The sequence below is a fragment of the Pseudomonas sp. 2hn genome, from assembly GCF_019646095.1.
Classification (GTDB): domain Bacteria; phylum Pseudomonadota; class Gammaproteobacteria; order Pseudomonadales; family Pseudomonadaceae; genus Aquipseudomonas; species Aquipseudomonas peradeniyensis.
In genome coordinates, this window is record NZ_CP081016.1 from 4,415,598 (window position 1) to 4,432,624 (window position 17,027).

20 protein-coding genes and 1 riboswitch are annotated in these 17,027 nt (G+C 66.3%); of the genes, 1 reads left to right on the top strand and 19 read right to left on the bottom strand.

Annotated elements, in window-relative coordinates; genetic code table 11:
• The 16 genes from K2O50_RS19965 to cobO all read right to left on the bottom strand — a co-directional run bounded on the left by K2O50_RS19965 (position 1) and on the right by cobO (position 13,635).
• Entirely contained in the window at positions 1–903 is a 903-nt protein-coding gene (locus tag K2O50_RS19965) for an RHS repeat-associated core domain-containing protein (protein WP_177330830.1), read from the bottom strand.
• Positions 904–1,003: 100 nt separating this feature from the next.
• Complete coding sequence (locus K2O50_RS19970; protein WP_050704559.1) at positions 1,004–1,564, bottom strand: glutathione peroxidase; 561 nt, start codon at positions 1,562–1,564, stop codon at positions 1,004–1,006.
• Between the two features lie 46 nt (positions 1,565–1,610).
• On the bottom strand, positions 1,611–1,733 hold the full coding sequence (locus tag K2O50_RS26740) for a hypothetical protein (protein ID WP_256205968.1): 123 nt from the start codon (positions 1,731–1,733) through the stop codon (positions 1,611–1,613).
• On the bottom strand, positions 1,730–2,932 hold the full coding sequence (locus K2O50_RS19975; protein WP_050704558.1) for an MFS transporter: 1,203 nt from the start codon (positions 2,930–2,932) through the stop codon (positions 1,730–1,732). Before K2O50_RS19975 ends, K2O50_RS26740 begins: the two co-directional genes overlap by 4 nt.
• 64 nt (positions 2,933–2,996) lie before the next feature.
• A complete protein-coding gene (locus tag K2O50_RS19980) occupies positions 2,997–3,401 on the bottom strand; it encodes a MarR family winged helix-turn-helix transcriptional regulator (protein ID WP_050704557.1) in 405 nt (134 codons plus the stop codon).
• Between the two features lie 42 nt (positions 3,402–3,443).
• Positions 3,444–4,568, bottom strand: a complete 1,125-nt coding sequence (locus K2O50_RS19985; protein WP_371263130.1) for a glycoside hydrolase family 5 protein — start codon at positions 4,566–4,568, stop codon at positions 3,444–3,446.
• A 298-nt stretch (positions 4,569–4,866) separates the two neighbouring features.
• A complete protein-coding gene (locus K2O50_RS19990) occupies positions 4,867–5,601 on the bottom strand; it encodes an adenosylcobinamide-GDP ribazoletransferase (protein WP_050704555.1) in 735 nt (244 codons plus the stop codon).
• Between the two features lies 1 nt (position 5,602).
• Positions 5,603–6,172, bottom strand: a complete 570-nt coding sequence (cobC, locus tag K2O50_RS19995; protein ID WP_050704554.1) for an alpha-ribazole phosphatase family protein — start codon at positions 6,170–6,172, stop codon at positions 5,603–5,605.
• Positions 6,169–7,224 carry a nicotinate-nucleotide--dimethylbenzimidazole phosphoribosyltransferase gene (gene cobT / locus K2O50_RS20000; protein WP_050704553.1) on the bottom strand — a complete coding sequence of 352 codons (1,056 nt, stop codon included), beginning with the start codon at positions 7,222–7,224 and terminating at the stop codon, positions 6,169–6,171. The genes cobC and cobT overlap by 4 nt, the downstream gene beginning before the upstream one ends.
• Positions 7,221–7,742 (bottom strand): bifunctional adenosylcobinamide kinase/adenosylcobinamide-phosphate guanylyltransferase, encoded by a 522-nt coding sequence (cobU, locus tag K2O50_RS20005; protein ID WP_050704552.1) that lies wholly within the window; start codon positions 7,740–7,742, stop codon positions 7,221–7,223. Before cobU ends, cobT begins: the two co-directional genes overlap by 4 nt.
• Before the next feature lies 1 nt (position 7,743).
• Positions 7,744–9,198 (bottom strand): cobyric acid synthase, encoded by a 1,455-nt coding sequence (locus K2O50_RS20010; protein ID WP_050704551.1) that lies wholly within the window; start codon positions 9,196–9,198, stop codon positions 7,744–7,746.
• Positions 9,195–10,187, bottom strand: a complete 993-nt coding sequence (gene cobD, locus K2O50_RS20015) for a threonine-phosphate decarboxylase CobD (RefSeq protein WP_050704550.1) — start codon at positions 10,185–10,187, stop codon at positions 9,195–9,197. Before cobD ends, K2O50_RS20010 begins: the two co-directional genes overlap by 4 nt.
• Positions 10,180–11,088 (bottom strand): adenosylcobinamide-phosphate synthase CbiB, encoded by a 909-nt coding sequence (gene cbiB, locus K2O50_RS20020; RefSeq protein ID WP_050704549.1) that lies wholly within the window; start codon positions 11,086–11,088, stop codon positions 10,180–10,182. Before cbiB ends, cobD begins: the two co-directional genes overlap by 8 nt.
• Entirely contained in the window at positions 11,085–11,735 is a 651-nt protein-coding gene (gene bluB / locus K2O50_RS20025; protein ID WP_050704548.1) for a 5,6-dimethylbenzimidazole synthase, read from the bottom strand. Before bluB ends, cbiB begins: the two co-directional genes overlap by 4 nt.
• Positions 11,732–13,027, bottom strand: coding sequence for a cobyrinate a,c-diamide synthase (locus K2O50_RS20030; RefSeq protein WP_050704547.1), 1,296 nt, complete (start codon positions 13,025–13,027; stop codon positions 11,732–11,734). Before K2O50_RS20030 ends, bluB begins: the two co-directional genes overlap by 4 nt.
• The gene (cobO, locus tag K2O50_RS20035; RefSeq protein WP_028690903.1) at positions 13,024–13,635 is read right to left on the bottom strand and encodes a cob(I)yrinic acid a,c-diamide adenosyltransferase; all 612 of its coding nucleotides are present in this window, start codon (positions 13,633–13,635) and stop codon (positions 13,024–13,026) included. The genes K2O50_RS20030 and cobO overlap by 4 nt, the downstream gene beginning before the upstream one ends.
• 111 nt (positions 13,636–13,746) lie before the next feature.
• Positions 13,747–13,966, bottom strand: a riboswitch (cobalamin riboswitch).
• Between the two features lie 152 nt (positions 13,967–14,118).
• Between cobO and K2O50_RS20040 the strand changes: the two genes are divergently transcribed.
• Positions 14,119–14,697 carry a hypothetical protein gene (locus K2O50_RS20040; protein ID WP_050704546.1) on the top strand — a complete coding sequence of 193 codons (579 nt, stop codon included), beginning with the start codon at positions 14,119–14,121 and terminating at the stop codon, positions 14,695–14,697.
• Between the two features lie 53 nt (positions 14,698–14,750).
• Here K2O50_RS20040 and K2O50_RS20045 read toward each other — a convergent pair whose 3' ends face one another.
• The 3 genes from K2O50_RS20045 to hda form a co-directional block, all read right to left on the bottom strand.
• Positions 14,751–15,284 carry a C40 family peptidase gene (locus K2O50_RS20045; RefSeq protein WP_050704545.1) on the bottom strand — a complete coding sequence of 178 codons (534 nt, stop codon included), beginning with the start codon at positions 15,282–15,284 and terminating at the stop codon, positions 14,751–14,753.
• A gap of 146 nt (positions 15,285–15,430) precedes the next feature.
• Entirely contained in the window at positions 15,431–16,066 is a 636-nt protein-coding gene (locus tag K2O50_RS20050; protein ID WP_050704544.1) for a C40 family peptidase, read from the bottom strand.
• Positions 16,067–16,191: 125 nt separating this feature from the next.
• Positions 16,192–16,896: a DnaA regulatory inactivator Hda gene (gene hda, locus K2O50_RS20055; protein ID WP_050704543.1), complete on the bottom strand. Its 705-nt coding sequence runs from the start codon at positions 16,894–16,896 to the stop codon at positions 16,192–16,194.
• Between the last annotated feature and the right edge of the window lie 131 nt (positions 16,897–17,027).

Here is a 17,027-nt window from a genome sequence, read left to right on the forward strand (position 1 = left end):
TCAGTTGTTTTCGCGCAGTAGCCTGCTCGCATCACTATTTCCAGCTGGAACTGTCGAAGAACTATCACCTGAATTTAATACTCGCATTTCGACACTATTATCCGACCGCCCGCCATTAGCACTTGGCGTAGACCTAGACATGTGAACTGCAGCACTGGTACTTGCAATCTGTGCCCCCAGCACAAGACCGGAACCAAGCCCATATAACCATTGATCAGCAGTACTCATCGGCAAAGAACCAGCTACCCCCATTGAATATACTACCCCCGCGACTCCGGTACCGACGGCATGAACACCTGCTGCGCCAAAGTTAGCAACCGCTGCCCTTGGGTTATGGCTCATCTGTCTAAATCCAGCCAATGTATGACCAACGGCTAAAGCTGCTGAACTATACATCCATGCCTGAGCAGCATCATCTCCCCACGAGGGATCTACCAGCACGGACTCAGAGCTCGAGCTATAAGTTTGCGTCGAGCTCGATATTGGGTAATTACCCTCAGATCCAGTAACGTTACGGAACATATTACCTCGAAGATTCCAACCAGGCTCACCAATGTCCGGCAAAGTATAATTACGTCGAAGCACGGGCCCAGGCGCACGACCAGTACGATCCTGATAGTTTATCGGATCGCCCGTACAATAGGCGTACGCATTAACCCCTCCTTTTGCAAACGGGCTTAACGCATCTGGAGATATAAACCGCATCAAACGGGGGGTGTAACTGCGATGTCCATTACCCAGGTAATAAGCCCCCGTCAATGTCTCACGGAGTTGCCCACAGTATGCCAACCGTGGGCCAGTAGCTGCTGACAATGCACCATAAGGCGGATAGCTTCGAGCAGTATCTGCCGTCGCCAGAACGGAATGTTGCTGATCGCATGCCGTTAGATAGTTCATTGCCATGATGCCCTCCGGGCGAACGAGATGTTTCAGCAAGGCTGAACCCCTTCGCCACCGAGGAAAACTGGCAAAAATATCAGGTCATTACCGGCCCAGGCCGGACCTATTGCTCTGAAGGCTGCGAAGCAATCGCCTTGTCGATCGCCGCCCTGAACGCCGGATCATCCGGTTTGGTCAGGCTGGAGAAGTTGCCGATCACCTTGCCCTTGCGGTCCACCACGTACTTGTAGAAGTTCCACTTCGGCGCGCTGCTCTGCCGGGCCAGTTCGACGAACAGCGGGATCGCGTCCTTGCCGCGCACCGGCTGGGCCTTGGTCATGGTGAAGGTCACGCCGTAGTTGGCGTAGCAGACCTTGGCGGTCTTGTCGCTGTCGGCATCTTCCTGCTTGAAGTCGTTGGACGGCACGCCGAGCATTTCCAGGCCCTGCTCGCGGTAGTCCTTGTAGGTCGCTTCGAGGCCTTCGAACTGCGGGGCGAAGCCGCAGTAGCTGGCGGTGTTGATCACCACCAGCGGCTTGCCGGCAAAGCGCTGGCACAGGTCGATCTGCTCCTTGCCGCGCAGCTCCGGCAGGCTGCCTTGGAGCAGCGCCGGGCAATCGGCCGCCCAGCTCGAAGTGGCGGCGGCCAGGGCCAGCAGGGGGAGGGTCAGCCAACGGGCATGCATGATAGCGGTCTCCTGCACATGGTTCCTTGACTGTGCAGGGTAGCGCTTAACACAGGCTCATGCCCAACTGCATCAACGCCAGCCCGCCCTTGTGCCAGCCCCACCACACCAGCGCCAGCACCAGCACTGCGGCGACCAGCAGCAGGCCACGCCCGAGCAGGCGGTTCATGCGGCCTGGGCCTGCAGGCGGGCGACCGGGCGCTCGCGCACCGGCCAGTTCAACGCCGCGGCCAGCAGGCTGAGTAGAATCGAGATCTGCCACACCAGGTCGTAGCTGCCGGTCTGGTCATACACCACCCCGCCCAGCCAGCCACCCAGGAACGCGCCCAACTGGTGGAACAGGAACACGATGCCGCCGAGCATCGACAGGTTGCGCACGCCGAACAGCGTAGCCACGGTGCCATTGGTCAATGGCACCGTGGACAGCCACAGCAGGCCCATGGCGATACCGAACAGGTAGGCACTGAACTGGGTCACCGGCGCCCAGAGGAACAGCACGATGACTACGGCGCGCAGCAGGTACAAGGCGGTCAGCAAACGCGGCTTGGACATGCGCCCGCCGAGCCAGCCGGCGGTGTAGGTGCCGACGATGTTGAACAGGCCGACCAGCGCCAGCACGGTGGTGCCGGTGATCGCCGGCAGGTGCTGGTCGACCAGGTAGGCCGGCAGGTGCACGCCGATGAACACCACCTGGAAGCCGCAGACGAAAAAGCCCAACGCCAGCAGCCAGAAACCGGAGTGCGAGCAGGCCTCGCGCAGCGCCTGGCCAAGGCTCTGTTCGGCACCATGGCTGGGCAGCGGTCGGTCACGCAGCATACCTACGAACGGCACGATCAGCGCCACCATCAGGCCCAGCACCAGCAACGCCGCCGACCAGCCCAGCCACTGGATCAGGCCGAGGGTGCCGGGAAGCATGGCAAACTGGCCGAAGGAGCCGGCGGCGCTGGCGATGCCCATGGCCATGCTGCGCTTTTCCGGCGGCACCGCGCGCCCGACCACGCCGAGGATCACCGAGAACGAGGTGCCGGACAGGCCGATGCCGATCAGCAGGCCGGCGCTCAGCGACAGCGACCAGGCCGAATCGGCCATGCCCATCATCACCAGGCCGGCGGTGTAGAGAATGCCGCCGATCACCACCACCTTGGCCGCGCCCAGGCGGTCGGCCAGGGCGCCGGTGAACGGCTGGGCCAAGCCCCAGATCAGGTTCTGCAGGGCGATGGCGAAGGCGAACACCTCGCGGCCCCAGCCGAACTCGGCGCTCATCGGCGCCAGGAACAGGCCGAAACCATGTCGCACCCCCAGCGACAGCGCCAGGATCAGCGCCGCCCCCAGAAGTACCCAACCGCTGCTCCGCCAAAGGGAAGTCATTGTCGTTGTCTCCAGCCCATCGCAAGGTTGATACGGGTATATACCCGCTTTATGTCGTAGTCGTTCAGGCAAGCTGCTCCAGCAAGCGCACCAACTCGTCACGCTGGCTTTCACCCAGTCGCTCCACCAACTGCGCCTGGGCCTGCTGCCAGGCCGGGTAGGCGGCGTCCAGGCGCGCTCTGCCCGCCTCGCTCAGCAGCACCACGCGGTTGCGCTGGTCGTCGCCGTCGGCAAGACGCACCAAGCCATCGGCCTCGAGCACCTTGAGGTTGCGGCCCAGAGTGCTTCGCTCAAGGCCCATGGCCTCGGCCAGGCAGGTGATACTGGGGCGGTCGAGGCGCTGCACATGGCGCAGCAGGGAAAACTGGGCGACATTGATGCCGAAGCCGGCAAGGGCCTCGTCGTAATGCCGGCTCACCCCACGGGCGGCGCGACGCAGATGGGTACAGATGCATTCACTGGTCAGCATGGTTACGTGTATATACCCGCATTATGGATGTTGCAAGAAATTTCACGGTGTCGGGTCAGGCTGCAGGCGCTGGCGGATCGGCTCGAACTCGGCCGTGGCCTTGCGCGGCAAAGGGTCCGGCGCGGCGTTCTCGATGGCTTGCCAATAGCGCCACGGCACCTTGGCCGAACCCAACTCGTAATCCATGCCATCCCAACTGTCCTCGCGGAAGCTGTAGAAGGCCCAATGCAATTGCTGGCGATCCAGCACTGTGAGCACATCCTCCAGGTATTGCTGGCACCCGGGCAGCCGGCGCATGCAGCCGAACTCGCCCACCACCAGCCGCGAACGCGGCAATTTGATCGAATCAGCCCAGTCCACCGGTTGCTGAAGATAACGGGCTACCTGTTCGGCACCCCACTGCCGGGTCTGCCCGGCAAACGGCACTGGCCCCGGATAGGCGAAGGGTTGCTGGCGGGCAAGATTAGGCGCACTGGTGGCGGCATAGGGTTCGTACATGTGCACGCTGTACAGCACACGCTCATCCTCCAGTGCCTTGGGCCAGTAGCCGAAGGCATCGGCCGCGGCGTACCAGCCAGCATCGACCATGATCGGCGTCTTGCCGTCGACCTCACGGATCGCCGCCAGCAACTGCCGATAGAGCGCCGGCAGGTCACGCGCCCCGCCCTGTTCGCGGGCGTACCACTGCTTCATCCGATCAAGGTCGGCGTGCTCGGCCAGGCCGCCGTGCTTCTCGGGTGCGGGCTCGTTGATGAGGTTGTAGGCGGCAACGGCCGGGTGATCCTTGAGGGCCTGGGCAACGTCTCGCCAGAAACGGGCGGACTGGGTCCAGTAGCGCTTGTCCTGCCATAGCCTGTCGTCGAAGCGATTCTGGTTGTTCTGCGCCCAGCGCATGCCGGGGAGCGACAGTGGTGTGATGACCACCTTGAGGCCGGCAGCGTGGGCGCGATCCAGCGCCGCAATGAGCTGCTTCAGGTCGGCGTCGGCCAAGCCCTGGTAATCGTCGGCGTTGCCCAGCAGGAAATCGCGTTCGGCCGGGTGCCATTTATCGTAGGAGAGGCGCACCCAGCTGGCGCCGTAGCCTTTCAGGGCATCGAAGTAGGTTTGGTCCGGGGGCAGGCGGTTGAAGCTGTTGCCGCCGTGGCGGGGGGTGTTCCAGAAATCGATCAGGTCGGCGGCGGTGGCGGGTATGGCGGCAAGGGCCAGCAGGCTGGCGAGTATCCAGGGGTGCATGGCAGGGGCTCCTGATATTTGGAGGGGCGAACGAGGATAGCCGCAATACGTGGGGATGGTTTCCGAGATCCATGCAGGACACGTCCGCTTTCTGTAGGAGCGGCCTTGTGCCGCGAAAGGGCCGCAAAGCGGCCCCGGCGATCATTGCATTAACGCTGAAATCCTGGGGCCGCTAGGCGGCTCTTTCGCGGCACAAGGCCGCTCCTACACAGGGGAACGTGTCGGTCTGAAGCTATGCGCGTAGTGCCAGGGTAATTACCACCGTCAATTCCAGCAGTTCCAACAGCGCCCCGGCCGTATCTCCTGTGGTTCCACCCAAGCGACGGCACATCAGCTTACGCAGCCACACGAATACCACCAACGCCGCCAGCAGTGGCCACAGCACCGCCGAGCCTCCCAATGCCAGTCCGGCCAGCGCAGAAACCGACAATACCCAGGTCGCGCCGCGCCGGGGCAGGTGTTCGGCCAGGGCCGCACCCAGTCCACCCGCACGCACGTAAGGCGTGCCGAGAAACAGCCCAAGCATCGCCGCCCTTCCCACCACAGGCGCCAGTACCAGCAGGCCGCCAGCGCCCCGCTCGACCAGCACCCAGAGGGCACAGAACTTCAGCAGCAATACCAGCACCAGCGTGACCACGGCAATCGGCCCGCTGCGCGGGTCCTTCATGATCTGCAAGGTGCGCTCGCGATCACCGAAGCCCCCCAGCCATGCGTCGGCGCTGTCAGCCAGGCCGTCCAGGTGCAGCCCGCCGCTGAGCAGCACCCACAGCGCCAGCAGCAAGGCCGCGTGCAAGGGCGCTGCAGTGCCATGCAACAGATGGCTGGCCAGCCACAGGAACAGGCCAAACAGCAGCCCTACCAGCGGATAGCACAACAGCGAACGCCCCATCTCCCGGGGCTCCGGCATGCCCGGCAAGCGCACCGGCAGACTGCTGAGGAACTGCAGGGCGATCCAGAACGGCAACATCTCAACCCACCTCGCGTATCTGGCCGTCGTTCTCCAGCATCAGACGAGCCAGCGTGCCATGCCCGACCTCGACCTGAAGCAATTGCTCACGTGGCAAGCCACGTGCCCGCGCCAGGAGAAGACGCATCACCCCGCCATGGGTGACCATCAGCACGCGCTTGCCTGCGTATGCACGGCGCATGCCCTCGACCGCCGCCAGCACCCGTTCGGCAAAAGCCAGCACCGGCTCGCCGCCCGGCGGGGTGAAGGCATACGGGTCATTCCAGAACTGCCCCAGGGCATCGGCGTCGACCTGCATGATCTGCGCGGCGCTCTGCCCTTCCCACTCGCCGAAGTGCAGCTCGCGTACACCGGCCTCGCGCAGCACCGGCAGGTTCAGCCGCGCCCCCAGCTCATCGGCGAACACCGCACAGCGCTGCAACGGCGAACTGACCAGCACGTCCCAGGGGCCGGCGTCGGCGACGGCCTGGCGCATCTGCGCCCAGCCGGTTTCGGTCAGGGCGTCGTCGAGGCTACCGCGCAGGCCGCCACCCAGTTCGGTCTCGCCGTGACGCAACAGTTCGAGGATCATGCCGGGCGATCCGCCACCGCCGCCTCGGCAAAGGTCGCCATCTGCCCGTGCAGCGCGCAGGCAAGGCGGATCAGCGGCACCGCCAGCGCCGCGCCGCTGCCCTCGCCCAGGCGCAGCCCCAGGACCAGCAGCGGCTCGGCCTCCAGGGCCGCCAGCAGGGCCTTGTGCCCCGGCTCGGCGCCCTGGTGGGCAAACAGCAGCCAGGGGCGGCACTGCGGATTGAGGCGGACCGCCACCAGGGCGGCGACGCTACAGATGAAGCCATCGACCAGCACCGCCACGCCATGCTGCGCGCACGCCAGGTAGGCACCGGCCAGCGCGGCGATCTCGAAGCCTCCGACACAGGCCAGCGCCTGCAGCGGCTGATCGGCGCGCAGACCGTGCAACACCAGGGCACGCTCGATCACTTCGGCCTTGTGCCGCACACCGGCGCTGTCCAGGCCGGTGCCCGGGCCGCTCAGTTCGCGCGCCGGGCAGCCCAGCAAGGTACTGGCCAGCGCGGCGGCGGCGGTGGTGTTGCCGATGCCCATTTCGCCGCCGATGAACAGCTGGGCGCCGTTGTCGAGTGCGCGCAGGGCACTGTCGCGCCCGGCCTGCAGCGCCGCAGCCAGTTGTGCGTCGGTCATCGCCGGCTGACGGGCGAAGTTGGCGGTGCCGGGCCCAAGATTCAGGTGATGGACACCTGGGAGTTGCAGCGTCGGGTCGATCGTACCGAGATCAACCACCTCAAGGTCCGCCTCCAACTGGCGCGCCAACACGCTGATCGCCGCGCCGCCGCCGACGAAGTTGCGCAGCATCTGCCCGGTCACCGCCTGCGGGTAGGCAGAGACGCCCTCCTCCACCACGCCATGGTCACCGGCGAAGATCGTGATGGCGACCCGCTCCAGGCCGGGACGTTCGCGCCCTTGCAGGCCGGCCAGACGGATCGCCAGGCCTTCGAGCTGGCCGAGGGAACCGGCGGGTTTGGTCAGCTGCTGCTGACGGGCTCGGGCCTGGTCCATGGCGGCGGTGTCGAGGGGTTGGCAGGCGTCACGCCACCACATCTGGGTCATAGGGCAGGTCCTTTGAGCATGAGAGGGAGGCCGGCCACGGTCAGCACCACGCGCTGGCAGCGTTCGGCCACGGCCTGGTGCAGCGTGCCCGCCAGGTCGACGTAGCGACGGGTCAGTTCGCCCATGGGCACCACGCCCAGGCCGGTTTCATTGCTGACCAGGACAAGGGTGCCCGGCAGCTGTTCCAGGCAATCGAGCAGCGCATCGCGCTCCTGTGCCAGGCGCAGGTCATCCTCGAGCATCAGCAGGTTGGTCAGCCACAGGGTCAGGCAGTCCACCAGCAGGCAGCGCCCTTCGGCGGCTTCGGCGCGCAGCACCTTGGCCAGCGCCACGGGCTCTTCCACCAGCCCCCAATGGGCCGGACGGCGCTCGCGGTGCAGGCGCACGCGTTCATTCATCTCGCCATCCAGCGGCTGGCTGGTGGCGATGTAGGTCACCGGCAGGCCGCTGGCCTCGGCCAGTTGCTCGGCCAGGCGGCTCTTGCCCGAACGGGCGCCGCCGAGGATCAGGTTGCGCATGTCAGGCGACTCCACACAGTTGGCGCAGGCGCGCGGTGTCCAGGTGCTGCTCGACCAGGTCGGCCAGGCGCTCGATATCGTGTTCGCGCAGGGCCTCGTAGTCGACAGGCTGCACCTCGGCCAGACCCGCCCAGCGCAGCAGCGCGGCACACGACTGTGTGCCCTCGAACAGGCCATGCAGGTAGGTGGCGAGAATCTGCCCGTCGGCGCTGATGGCCCCGTCGGCGCGGCCATCGGCCAGTTGCACCGCCGGACGCTCCAGCGCCGGGCCGTGGGTAACCCCGGCATGGATCTCGTAACCCGACACCTGTGCCTGCTCGAGACCGAGCAGGCCTGCCACGTTGCGCAGTTGCTTCTCGGCCTCCAGCACGGTGCTGTAGGCCAGCAGGCCGAGACCGGCGCTGGAACCGGCGGGCCCTTCCAGGCCCAGTGGGTCATGCACCTGCTCGCCGAGCATCTGCAGGCCGCCGCAGATGCCGATGAGCTTGCCGCCGTAGCGCAGGTGCCGGGCGATGGCGGCGTCCCAGCCACGCTCGCGCAGTTGCGCCAGGTCGCCTCGCACGCTTTTGGAGCCTGGCAGGATGATCAGGTCGGCGGGCGGGATCGGCTGGCCCGGGCCGATGAACTGCAGGTCCACCTGCGGATGCAGGCGCAGCGGGTCGAAGTCGGTGTGATTGCTGATCCGCGGCAGCACCGGGACGATCACCTTGAGCACGCGCTCGCCCTTCGCCCCTTGGCGGGTATCGATACCGTCCTCGGCCTCCAGGTGCAGGTCGGTGACATAGGGCAGCACGCCCAGCACCGGCTTGCCGGTGCGCTGCTCCAGCCAGTCCAGGCCCGGCTGCAGCAAGGCGATGTCGCCACGGAAACGGTTGATGACAAAGCCCTTGACCCGCGCCTGCTCGCTCGCCGACAGCAGCTCCAGGGTGCCGACCAGGTGCGCGAACACGCCGCCCCGGTTGATATCGGCCACCAGGATCACCGGGCAGTCGACCGCCTCGGCGAAGCCCATGTTGGCGATGTCGCCGGCACGCAGGTTGATCTCCGCCGGGGAACCGGCGCCTTCGACCATCACCACCGGGTAGGCTGCGCTCAGGCGCTCGTGGGATGCCAGCACCGCCTGCATGGCGATGGACTTGTAGTCGTGGTAGGCGACGGCGTTCATACTGGTCACCGCGCGGCCATGGACGATCACCTGGGCGCCGGTGTCGCTGTTGGGCTTGAGCAGCACCGGGTTCATGTCGGTGTGCGGCGCCAGCCGGCAGGCCTGGGCCTGCACCGCCTGGGCGCGGCCGATCTCGCCGCCGTCGGCGGTCACGGCGCTGTTGAGCGCCATGTTCTGCGGCTTGAACGGCACCACGGCGATGCCCTGGCGCAGCAGCCAGCGGCACAGGGCGGTAACCAGCGTGCTCTTGCCGGCATCGGAGGTGGTGCCTTGCACCATGAGGGTGGTCATGCCGATTCCTTCTGGTAGTCCGCCAGGGCCTGGGCCAGGCGTAGTTCGTCGGCGGCCGTGGCGGGCAGGCCGAAACGCAGCGCGGGCGGCTGCTCGAACAGGCGCACCAGGATGCCGCGGCGGGCGAGAAAGTCATGCAGGTGCGCGGCGCGCTCATCACGCACGTACTGGAACAAATCGCAGCCGCCGCTGGGTGGCAGGCCTGCGTCGTCGAGCAACGAAGCCAGGCGCTGGCTGGCCTGGGCGCAACGGGCAATCTGCGCCTTATGCGCCGCGTCGTCGGCGAAACAGGCCTGCCCCAGCACACGGGTCGGGCCGCTGACGGTCCAGGGCCCGAGTGCCTCGGCCAGGCGCCGCAGCACATCGGCCTGGGCGACGACAAAGCCCAACCGCACACCGGCCAGGCCAAAGAACTTGCCGAACGAGCGCAATACGATCAAGCCCGGTTGCCCGGCCTGCTCGACCACGCTGTGTTCGGGCGCGGTGTCCATGAAGGCTTCGTCCACCAGCAGCCAGCCACCGCGCTCGGCCAGACGCCTATGCCAGGCCAGCAGGCGTTGGCGGGTTACCCGGTGGCCAGTGGGGTTGTTGGGGTTGACCAGCACCAGGACGTCGAGGCTGTCGAGCACCTCCTCGACCTTGCTCTCGTCCAGCTCGACCAGCGTGTGCCCTGCCCGTGCCCAGGCATGCGGGTGCTCGGCATAGCAAGGCGAGAGTACCCCGACCCGCCCGCTCGGGCGTAGGTACGGCAAGGCCTGGATCGCTGCCTGGGAACCGGCCACCGCCAGCAACGGCTGCGCGCCATAGTACTGCCGCGCCGCCGTCTCCAGGCCGTCCTCGGTCTCCGGCAAGCGGGCCCAAGCCTCCAGCGGAATCGACGGTATCGGGTAAGGCCATGGCGCGATACCGCTGGACAGGTCGAGCCACTGCTCCCGTGGGATGGCGTACTGTTTCACCGCCCGCAGCAGGCGGCCACCGTGTTCAAGCATTCAGATAGGCTCCCACGCAGATCAACAGCACCCACAGCCACACGCCGCGCTGCACCAGGCTCCAGCCGCGCTCGATGGCCTCGGCGTCGGCCATCGGCCCTTCACCCAGGCGCGGCCGTTCGTGCAACTCGCCGTGATACACCGCCGGGCCGCCCAGTTCCACGCCTAAAGCGCCAGCCCCCGCCGCCATCACCGGGCCGGCGTTGGGGCTGTCCCACAGCGGCGCCTGGTTGCGCCAGCAGGCCAGGGCCAGGCGGGTCTTGCCCAGCAGCGCATAGGTCAGCGCCACCAGCCTGGCGGGAATATAGTTCAGCCCATCGTCGATGCGCGCCGCGCACCAGCCGAAGCGTTCGAAGCGCTCGTTGCGATAGCCCCACATGGCATCCAGGGTATTGCTCAGGCGGTACAGCACCACCCCCGGCGCACCGGCCACGACGAACCAGAACAGCGCGGCGAACACCGCGTCGCTGCCGTTTTCCAGCACCGACTCGGTGGCCGCCCGGGCCACGGCGGGCTCGTCCAGCTCGCGGGTCTCGCGACTGACCAGATAACCGACGCGCCGCCGCGCCTCGGCCAGGTCCCCCTGGCGCAATGCCTGGGCCACCGGCAGCACATGCTCGCCCAGGCTGCGCAGGCCCAGGGCGCAGTACAGCGCCAGCACATCCACCAGCCAGCCGATGTACGGCAGCCAGGACAGGATCAGCGCCAGCAGGGTCAGCGGCACCACCGCCAGGAACCACGCGGTAACGCCATGGCTGCGCCAGCCGCGCCCACCGGCGTTGAACCGTTGTTCAAGGCGCGAGGCGAAGTTGCCGAAGCCCACCAGTGGATGACGCCGGCGCGGCTCGCCCAGCAGCGCATCCAGGGCCACGCCCGCCACGGTCAGCAAGGCCACGCTCATGGGCGCTCTCCCCAATGGTTCTCGTACAGCATCTCGCTCAAGGGCCGTTGCTCGGCCCAGTCTTCCAGTACCAGCATCGGCGCCGGATAGAACTCGGTCACCGGCCCCAGGCACAGCACCGCCATGGGCTTGGCGCCTACGGGCATGCCCAGCAGCTCGGCCAGGGCCTCGGGGTCGAACAGCGACACCCAGCCCATGCCCAGCCCTTCGGCGCGTGCCGCCAGCCACAGGTTCTGGATGGCGCAGGCCAGCGAGGCCAGGTCCATCTCGGGCAGGGTGCGGCGGCCAAAGACATGCGCCTCGCGCTTGTCCATCAACGCGGCCACCAGCACTTCGGCGCAGTCGTTGATGCCTTCGACCTTGAGCTTCATGAATTCATCGGAGCGCTCGCCCAGGGCCTCGGCGGTGCGCACCCGCTCCTGCTCCACCAGCGCCTGGATCCGCTCGCGCAAGGCACGCTGGCTGATACGGATGAACCGCCACGGCTGCATCAGGCCCACGCTGGGCGCCTGATGGGCGGCGGCGAGCAGGCGCCCGAGCAACTCGGGGGCCACCTCGCCCCCGGCGAAATGGCGCATGTCGCGGCGTTCGCCAATGGCCCGGTAGATGGCCTGGCGCTCGGCTTCGCTGTAGGCGTGTCGGCTCATGGTCGCAGCAGCGCCGCCGCCGCGTCGGGGTTGGAGGGGAAATAGAAGTGCACGTAGGAGGCGGTCAGGCGCCCCAGGCGATAGACCGCCTCGTTGCCCCGCCCACCGTTGGGGCTCAGGCCGCGGGCGATCGGCGCCAGCTCGGTGCTGGTCAGCGAATGGTGGTAGGTGTGGCCACGCAGGGTGCCTTCGGGCAGCTCGACCGCCTGCAGGGCCAGGGCCGCCAGGCGCTTCTGCATGGTCGCCTCACCCGGCAGCAGGCCCAGCAGCGCGGCGCGCTCGCCTGCCACGTCGGTCAGTGCATCGAGCAGGTAGAGCATGCCGCCGCACTCGGCCAGCAATGGCTTGCCGGCGGCATGATGAGCGCGGATCGCTTCCAGCATCGGTGCGTTGGCGGCCAGCGTCTGGTGATGCAGCTCGGGGTAGCCGCCGGGCAGGTAGAGGCTGTCCACCACGGGCAGCTCGCGATCATGCAACGGCGAGAAGAATTCCAACTGCGCGCCGAGGCCACGCAGCAGCTCGAGGTTGGCGCCGTAGGTAAAGGCGAAGGCTTCGTCACGGGCCACGCCGATACGCACCCCAGCTAGCGACGAGGTCATACTCACCGGCTCAGGCCCGGCAAAACGGACCGGAGGCGGCAACGCGGCATCGCAGCTGTCGCCCAGTGCTTCGGCGGCGGCATCCAGGCGTGCATCCAGGTCATTCAACTCGCTGGCCTGGACCAGGCCAAGGTGACGACTGGGCAGCTCGATGCCGCGCTCGCGGGACAACCCGCCGTACCAACGCAGGCCTTCGGTCAGGCTGCCTTCAAGCAGTTGCGCATGGCGCAGGCTGCCGACCCGGTTGGCCAGCACCCCGGCGAACGGCAGGTCGGGCTGGTAGCGCGCCAGGCCCAGGGCCAGGGCGCCGAAGGTCTGGGCCATGGCCGTGCCGTCGATCACTGCCAGCACCGGGACGCCGAAGTGGCGCGCCAGGTCGGCGCTCGACGGGGTGCCGTCGAACAGGCCCATCACGCCCTCGATCAGGATCAGGTCGGCCTCACCCGCCGCCTCCCAGAGCAAGCGGCGGCTCTCGTCGGCGCCGATCATCCACAGGTCGAGCTGGTAGACCGGCGCGCCGCTGGCACGCTCGAGGATCATCGGGTCGAGAAAGTCAGGCCCGCACTTGAACACCCGCACCTTGCGCCCGAGGTTGCGGTGCAAACGGGCCAGGGCGGCGGTGACCGTGGTCTTGCCCTGGCCCGAGGCCGGGGCGGCGATCAGCACGGCGGGACAGTGGCGCGACTCACTCACAGTTCGACGCCCTTCTGCGCGCGGATACCGGCCTGGAAGGCGTGCTTGAGCATGCCCATCTCGGTGACGGTGTCGGCCAATTCGATCATTTCCGGCTTGGCGGCGCGACCGGTGACGATCACATGCTGCATCGGCGGGCGGGCCTGGATATCGGAAAGCACCTGATCCAGGTCCAGGTAACCGTGCTTGAGGGCGATGTTCAGCTCATCGAGCACGACGAACTGGATAGACGGATCCTGCAGCAACTGCCGCGAGACCGCCCAGGCGGCCTCGGCGGCGGCGATGTCACGCTGGCGGTCCTGGGTTTCCCAGGTAAAGCCCTCGCCCATCACGTGATAGCGCACCTGCTCGGGGAAACGCCGGAAGAACAGCTCCTCGCCGGTGCTGTTGCGGCCCTTGATGAACTGCACCACGCCGCACTGCATGCCATGGCCCAGGGCGCGGGCGAGCATGCCGAAGGCCGAGCTGCTCTTGCCCTTGCCATTGCCGGTCAGCACCAGCAGCAGCCCGCATTCGTTGGGGGAATTGGCGATGCGCTCGTCGATGATCGCCTTCTTGCGCTGCATGCGCGCCAGGTGACGTTCGTCGCGTTCGATGGATTCGCTCATCAGGGGTCTCCGCAGGCTGTCGCGGCGGCGGCGACAGATAAAAGGCAGGCAGACGAGGAGCGCGCAGGGGCATGGCAACAGCCACATCGCACCGCGCATCACCCTCCGTGATGCCGTTTGGCAGTGACAGGCCGGTCTCCGGGCTCATGAGCGGGCGCAGGCCCTGGCCACGCGCCTTCCCGGACATGGACATCCAGTGGCCTTGCGTAACCGTCTACTCATCTACCGTTGCGGGGGCAGCGCCGGACTCGCGCCTGCTGGCGCCCACCGGCTTCCCAGTTTCACCCTGCCGAACCGCGGCTCGCAGGGCACCTGAAACACGCCGCGAAGGTTAGAGGGTTGAATCGGGAGCGTCAATCGAACGAGGGCCGATCTGGCCTGGATCAATGGCCGATCCGCCAGCTTGTGCCACACTGAAAGCAGTGATATCACATAGCCACTATTTTCGGCTGACCTCGATCACAATGACAAGGAGAGCGCAGCATGCAAGGCCTGATCATCAACAACACGCGCCTGGAGTTCCTGCGCCCGGCCCTCGAACGCTGGGTCGACTGCATCGACCGCTTCAACCAGCTGCAGGGCGACAACGAGGCCCCCTACTGGCACGGCACGGCCACCAACGTCGGCCTGCTCGCCGCTGCCGCCTGGCAGGGTGAGCTGGTGGCGCTGGAACGGCACATGAGCAAGAAGCAGCGCGACGAGGGCGAGCGCGATGGGCGCTGCGACCTGTCGATCAGCAGCGCCGAGGAATCGCTGTACCTGCACGCCGGCCAGCGCTGGCCGCGTATCGCCCGCCTCGACCTGACAGCGGCCCTGCAGGAAACCGCCACCCTGGCCAAGCCGATCGCCTATGGCAGCCAGCTCAAGGCCGGGGCGCTCTTCGTCACCCCGTGGAAGGCCGGCCAGCACGCCAGTCCCGAGGAACTGCAGGACCTGGTGGACGACCTGCAGAAACACACCGCCTGTGCGATTGCCTGGTACTTCCCGTATGCCTACCGCAAGCTGCACAACGAACTGGGGCAGTACTATCCCGGGGTGGCGCTTCTGCTCAAACAGGCCTGATGCCAACCGGGCAATACTGGACCAAGCTCATACCCTGCCCGCGCCGGTAGGTATCAGGGATTCTGCGCCAGATGCCCCGGCGGCAACACCCGTTTGGCCTGGAGGTAGGCCTTGGCCCAGTAGCTGTTGGACAGGTAGTCCAGGCGCACGGTGCCGCCCGTCGACGGCGCATGCACGAAGCGCCCTTCACCGACGTAGATGCCGGCATGGCTGACCTGCGACCCACCGCTGGTGGCGAAGAACACCAGGTCGCCCGACTGCAGCGAATTGATATCCACATTTGGCGCGCGCATGACGATCATCTCCCGGGTCGAGCGTGGCAGACTGATACCCGCCGCATCACGGTAGACATAGCCGATCAGGCCGCTGCAATCGAATCCGGCATCCGGTGTGTTGCCACCCCAGCGATACGGTGTGCCCACCAGGCCGATGGCGCGGAACAGCACATCGTCAGCCGCAGGCGAGGAAGGCGCTTGATTGAACACCATCGGCGACTTGGGTACCGGTGCCGGTGCGGGCGCACGGCTGGAGCAGGCCGCAAGCAGGGCCACCAGGGAAAGGAATGCGAAGCGCGCCAACATCGCCATGATGCGAACGTCCTGTCGAAATCCCGACGGCCACGGCCGAAGGTAAAAATAGTTGAGAATTTAGATTAGACGCTTTCTGTAAATGCGCACGGCGGCGAGCTTTTCAGCTACGCCGCCGTGCGAGGTTACAGCATTTTGATATCAAATCAATTGCGCGAGATCGTGGTCGGCGCCATGGCGAGCGCGCGTTTGGCCTCGATGAAGGTCTTGCTCCAGTAGCGATCGCCCAGGCTGTCGATGCGCACGCCACCGCTGCGGCGGCTGCTGGAGTGGATGAACTGGTTGTCACCCAGGTAGATACCGGCATGGCTCACGCGGCCACGGCCGTTGGTGCTGAAGAACAGCAGGTCGCCGGGCTTGAGCTTGTTGCGGGCGACCTTTGGCGCGTCGACGTTGATCATCTCGCGGGTCGAGCGTGGCAGGTTCATGCCCGCTTCTTCGCGGAACAGGTAGCCGATGAAACCGCTGCAGTCGAAGCCGGACTTCTCGGAGGTACCGCCGAAGCGGTAGCGGGTACCGATCAGGGCCATGCCGCGCTCGAGAATGCTGTCGGCCAGCACGGGCAGCTGGTACGGCTTGCCGTTGCTGGAGAAGGCGTCGAGGTCGTCTTCGCTGGCCAGCTCTTCCTCGGTGAATACGGAAGAGGCGGAAGCCTTGGCCTTGACCGATTGCTCGGTGGCCACGCGGTGGTCCTGCGAAGGTTCGACCGGGCCGGTGGAGGCGCAGCCGTAAAGAAGAGTGACAAGTGCAAGTGGCACGAGGGGTGCGAAGCGCTTCAGCATGGGCACGACCGTGTCTGTAGTCCTTTAGAAGGGGGAAACTATGCCTTCTATCGGACCCATTTGCAAATTTTATCGAAAAAGATGTGACTTTTCTGTTTTGACGCTCTGGCACCGTGCTCTCAGGGTTACCAGCCGAGGGTTTCCTTGAGGAACGGGATGGTCAGCTTGCGCTGGGCCTGCAGGGAAGCCTGGTCGAGGCGCTCGAGCAGGTCGAACAGCGCGCTCATGCTGCGCGTGCCGCGGGTGAGGATGAAGTGGCCGACCTCGTCGGTCAGGTGCAGGCCGCGGCGCGAGGCTCGCAGTTGCAAGGCGCGCAGCTTGTCCTCGTCGGACATGCCGCGCATCTGGAAGATCAGTGCCAGGGTCAGCCGCGATTTCAGGTCGGCGAGCTTGATCGGCAGTTCCCGTGGCGAGCTGGACGCCGCCAGCAGCAAGCGCCGGCCGCTGTCGCGCAGGCGGTTGAACAGGTGGAACATCGCCTCTTCCCAGTCCGCCTTGCCGGCAATCACGTGCAGGTCGTCGATGCACACCAGTTCGTACTGTTCGAGGTGGTCGAGCAGTTCGACGCCGCGATCGAGCAGTTGCGCCAGGGGCAGGTAGACGGCGGGTTGACCCAACTGCTGGAAACGCTGGGTGGCGGCCTGCAACAGGTGGGTGCGGCCCACGCCCTGCTTGCCCCACAGGTAGATGAGGCTTTCGGTCCAGCCAGCGTCGGCTTCGCACAGCCGCTCGACATAGCCCAGTGCCGCAGCATTGGCGCCGGGGTAGTAGTTGATGAAGGTGGCGTCGTCGCGCAGACGCACACCCAGGGGCAACTGGATCGGTTTCATGCTCGCGGGCGGTCGCGGGGACCACAGGGGGCCTTTGATGAACAGTGTGCAAAGTCTATACCCGCAGCGCGGACGGCACAATCGGCGAGGGGAATAGCGCAAGTAAAATCAATCAGTTGCACTACTTTACA

Bases quoted from the DNA above. Each gene is read 5' to 3' on its own strand.
- K2O50_RS26740 (WP_256205968.1), bottom strand. From the start codon at position 1,733: ATGAACCGCCTGCTCGGGCGTGGCCTGCTGCTGGTCGCCGCAGTGCTG.
- K2O50_RS20040 (WP_050704546.1), top strand. From the start codon at position 14,119: ATGCAAGGCCTGATCATCAACAACACGCGCCTGGAGTTCCTGCGCCCG.
- K2O50_RS20050 (WP_050704544.1), bottom strand. From the start codon at position 16,066: ATGCTGAAGCGCTTCGCACCCCTCGTGCCACTTGCACTTGTCACTCTT.
- cbiB (WP_050704549.1), bottom strand. From the start codon at position 11,088: ATGAGCGTGGCCTTGCTGACCGTGGCGGGCGTGGCCCTGGATGCGCTG.
- K2O50_RS19970 (WP_050704559.1), bottom strand. From the start codon at position 1,564: ATGCATGCCCGTTGGCTGACCCTCCCCCTGCTGGCCCTGGCCGCCGCC.
- K2O50_RS20045 (WP_050704545.1), bottom strand. From the start codon at position 15,284: ATGGCGATGTTGGCGCGCTTCGCATTCCTTTCCCTGGTGGCCCTGCTT.
- K2O50_RS19980 (WP_050704557.1), bottom strand. From the start codon at position 3,401: ATGCTGACCAGTGAATGCATCTGTACCCATCTGCGTCGCGCCGCCCGT.
- hda (WP_050704543.1), bottom strand. From the start codon at position 16,896: ATGAAACCGATCCAGTTGCCCCTGGGTGTGCGTCTGCGCGACGACGCC.
- cobC (WP_050704554.1), bottom strand. From the start codon at position 6,172: ATGATCCTCGAACTGTTGCGTCACGGCGAGACCGAACTGGGTGGCGGC.
- K2O50_RS19965 (WP_177330830.1), bottom strand. From the start codon at position 903: ATGGCAATGAACTATCTAACGGCATGCGATCAGCAACATTCCGTTCTG.
- cobT (WP_050704553.1), bottom strand. From the start codon at position 7,224: ATGACCCAGATGTGGTGGCGTGACGCCTGCCAACCCCTCGACACCGCC.
- K2O50_RS20010 (WP_050704551.1), bottom strand. From the start codon at position 9,198: ATGACCACCCTCATGGTGCAAGGCACCACCTCCGATGCCGGCAAGAGC.
- cobD (WP_050704550.1), bottom strand. From the start codon at position 10,187: ATGCTTGAACACGGTGGCCGCCTGCTGCGGGCGGTGAAACAGTACGCC.
- cobO (WP_028690903.1), bottom strand. From the start codon at position 13,635: ATGAGCGAATCCATCGAACGCGACGAACGTCACCTGGCGCGCATGCAG.
- K2O50_RS19975 (WP_050704558.1), bottom strand. From the start codon at position 2,932: ATGACTTCCCTTTGGCGGAGCAGCGGTTGGGTACTTCTGGGGGCGGCG.
- K2O50_RS19990 (WP_050704555.1), bottom strand. From the start codon at position 5,601: ATGTTGCCGTTCTGGATCGCCCTGCAGTTCCTCAGCAGTCTGCCGGTG.
- bluB (WP_050704548.1), bottom strand. From the start codon at position 11,735: ATGAGCCGACACGCCTACAGCGAAGCCGAGCGCCAGGCCATCTACCGG.
- cobU (WP_050704552.1), bottom strand. From the start codon at position 7,742: ATGCGCAACCTGATCCTCGGCGGCGCCCGTTCGGGCAAGAGCCGCCTG.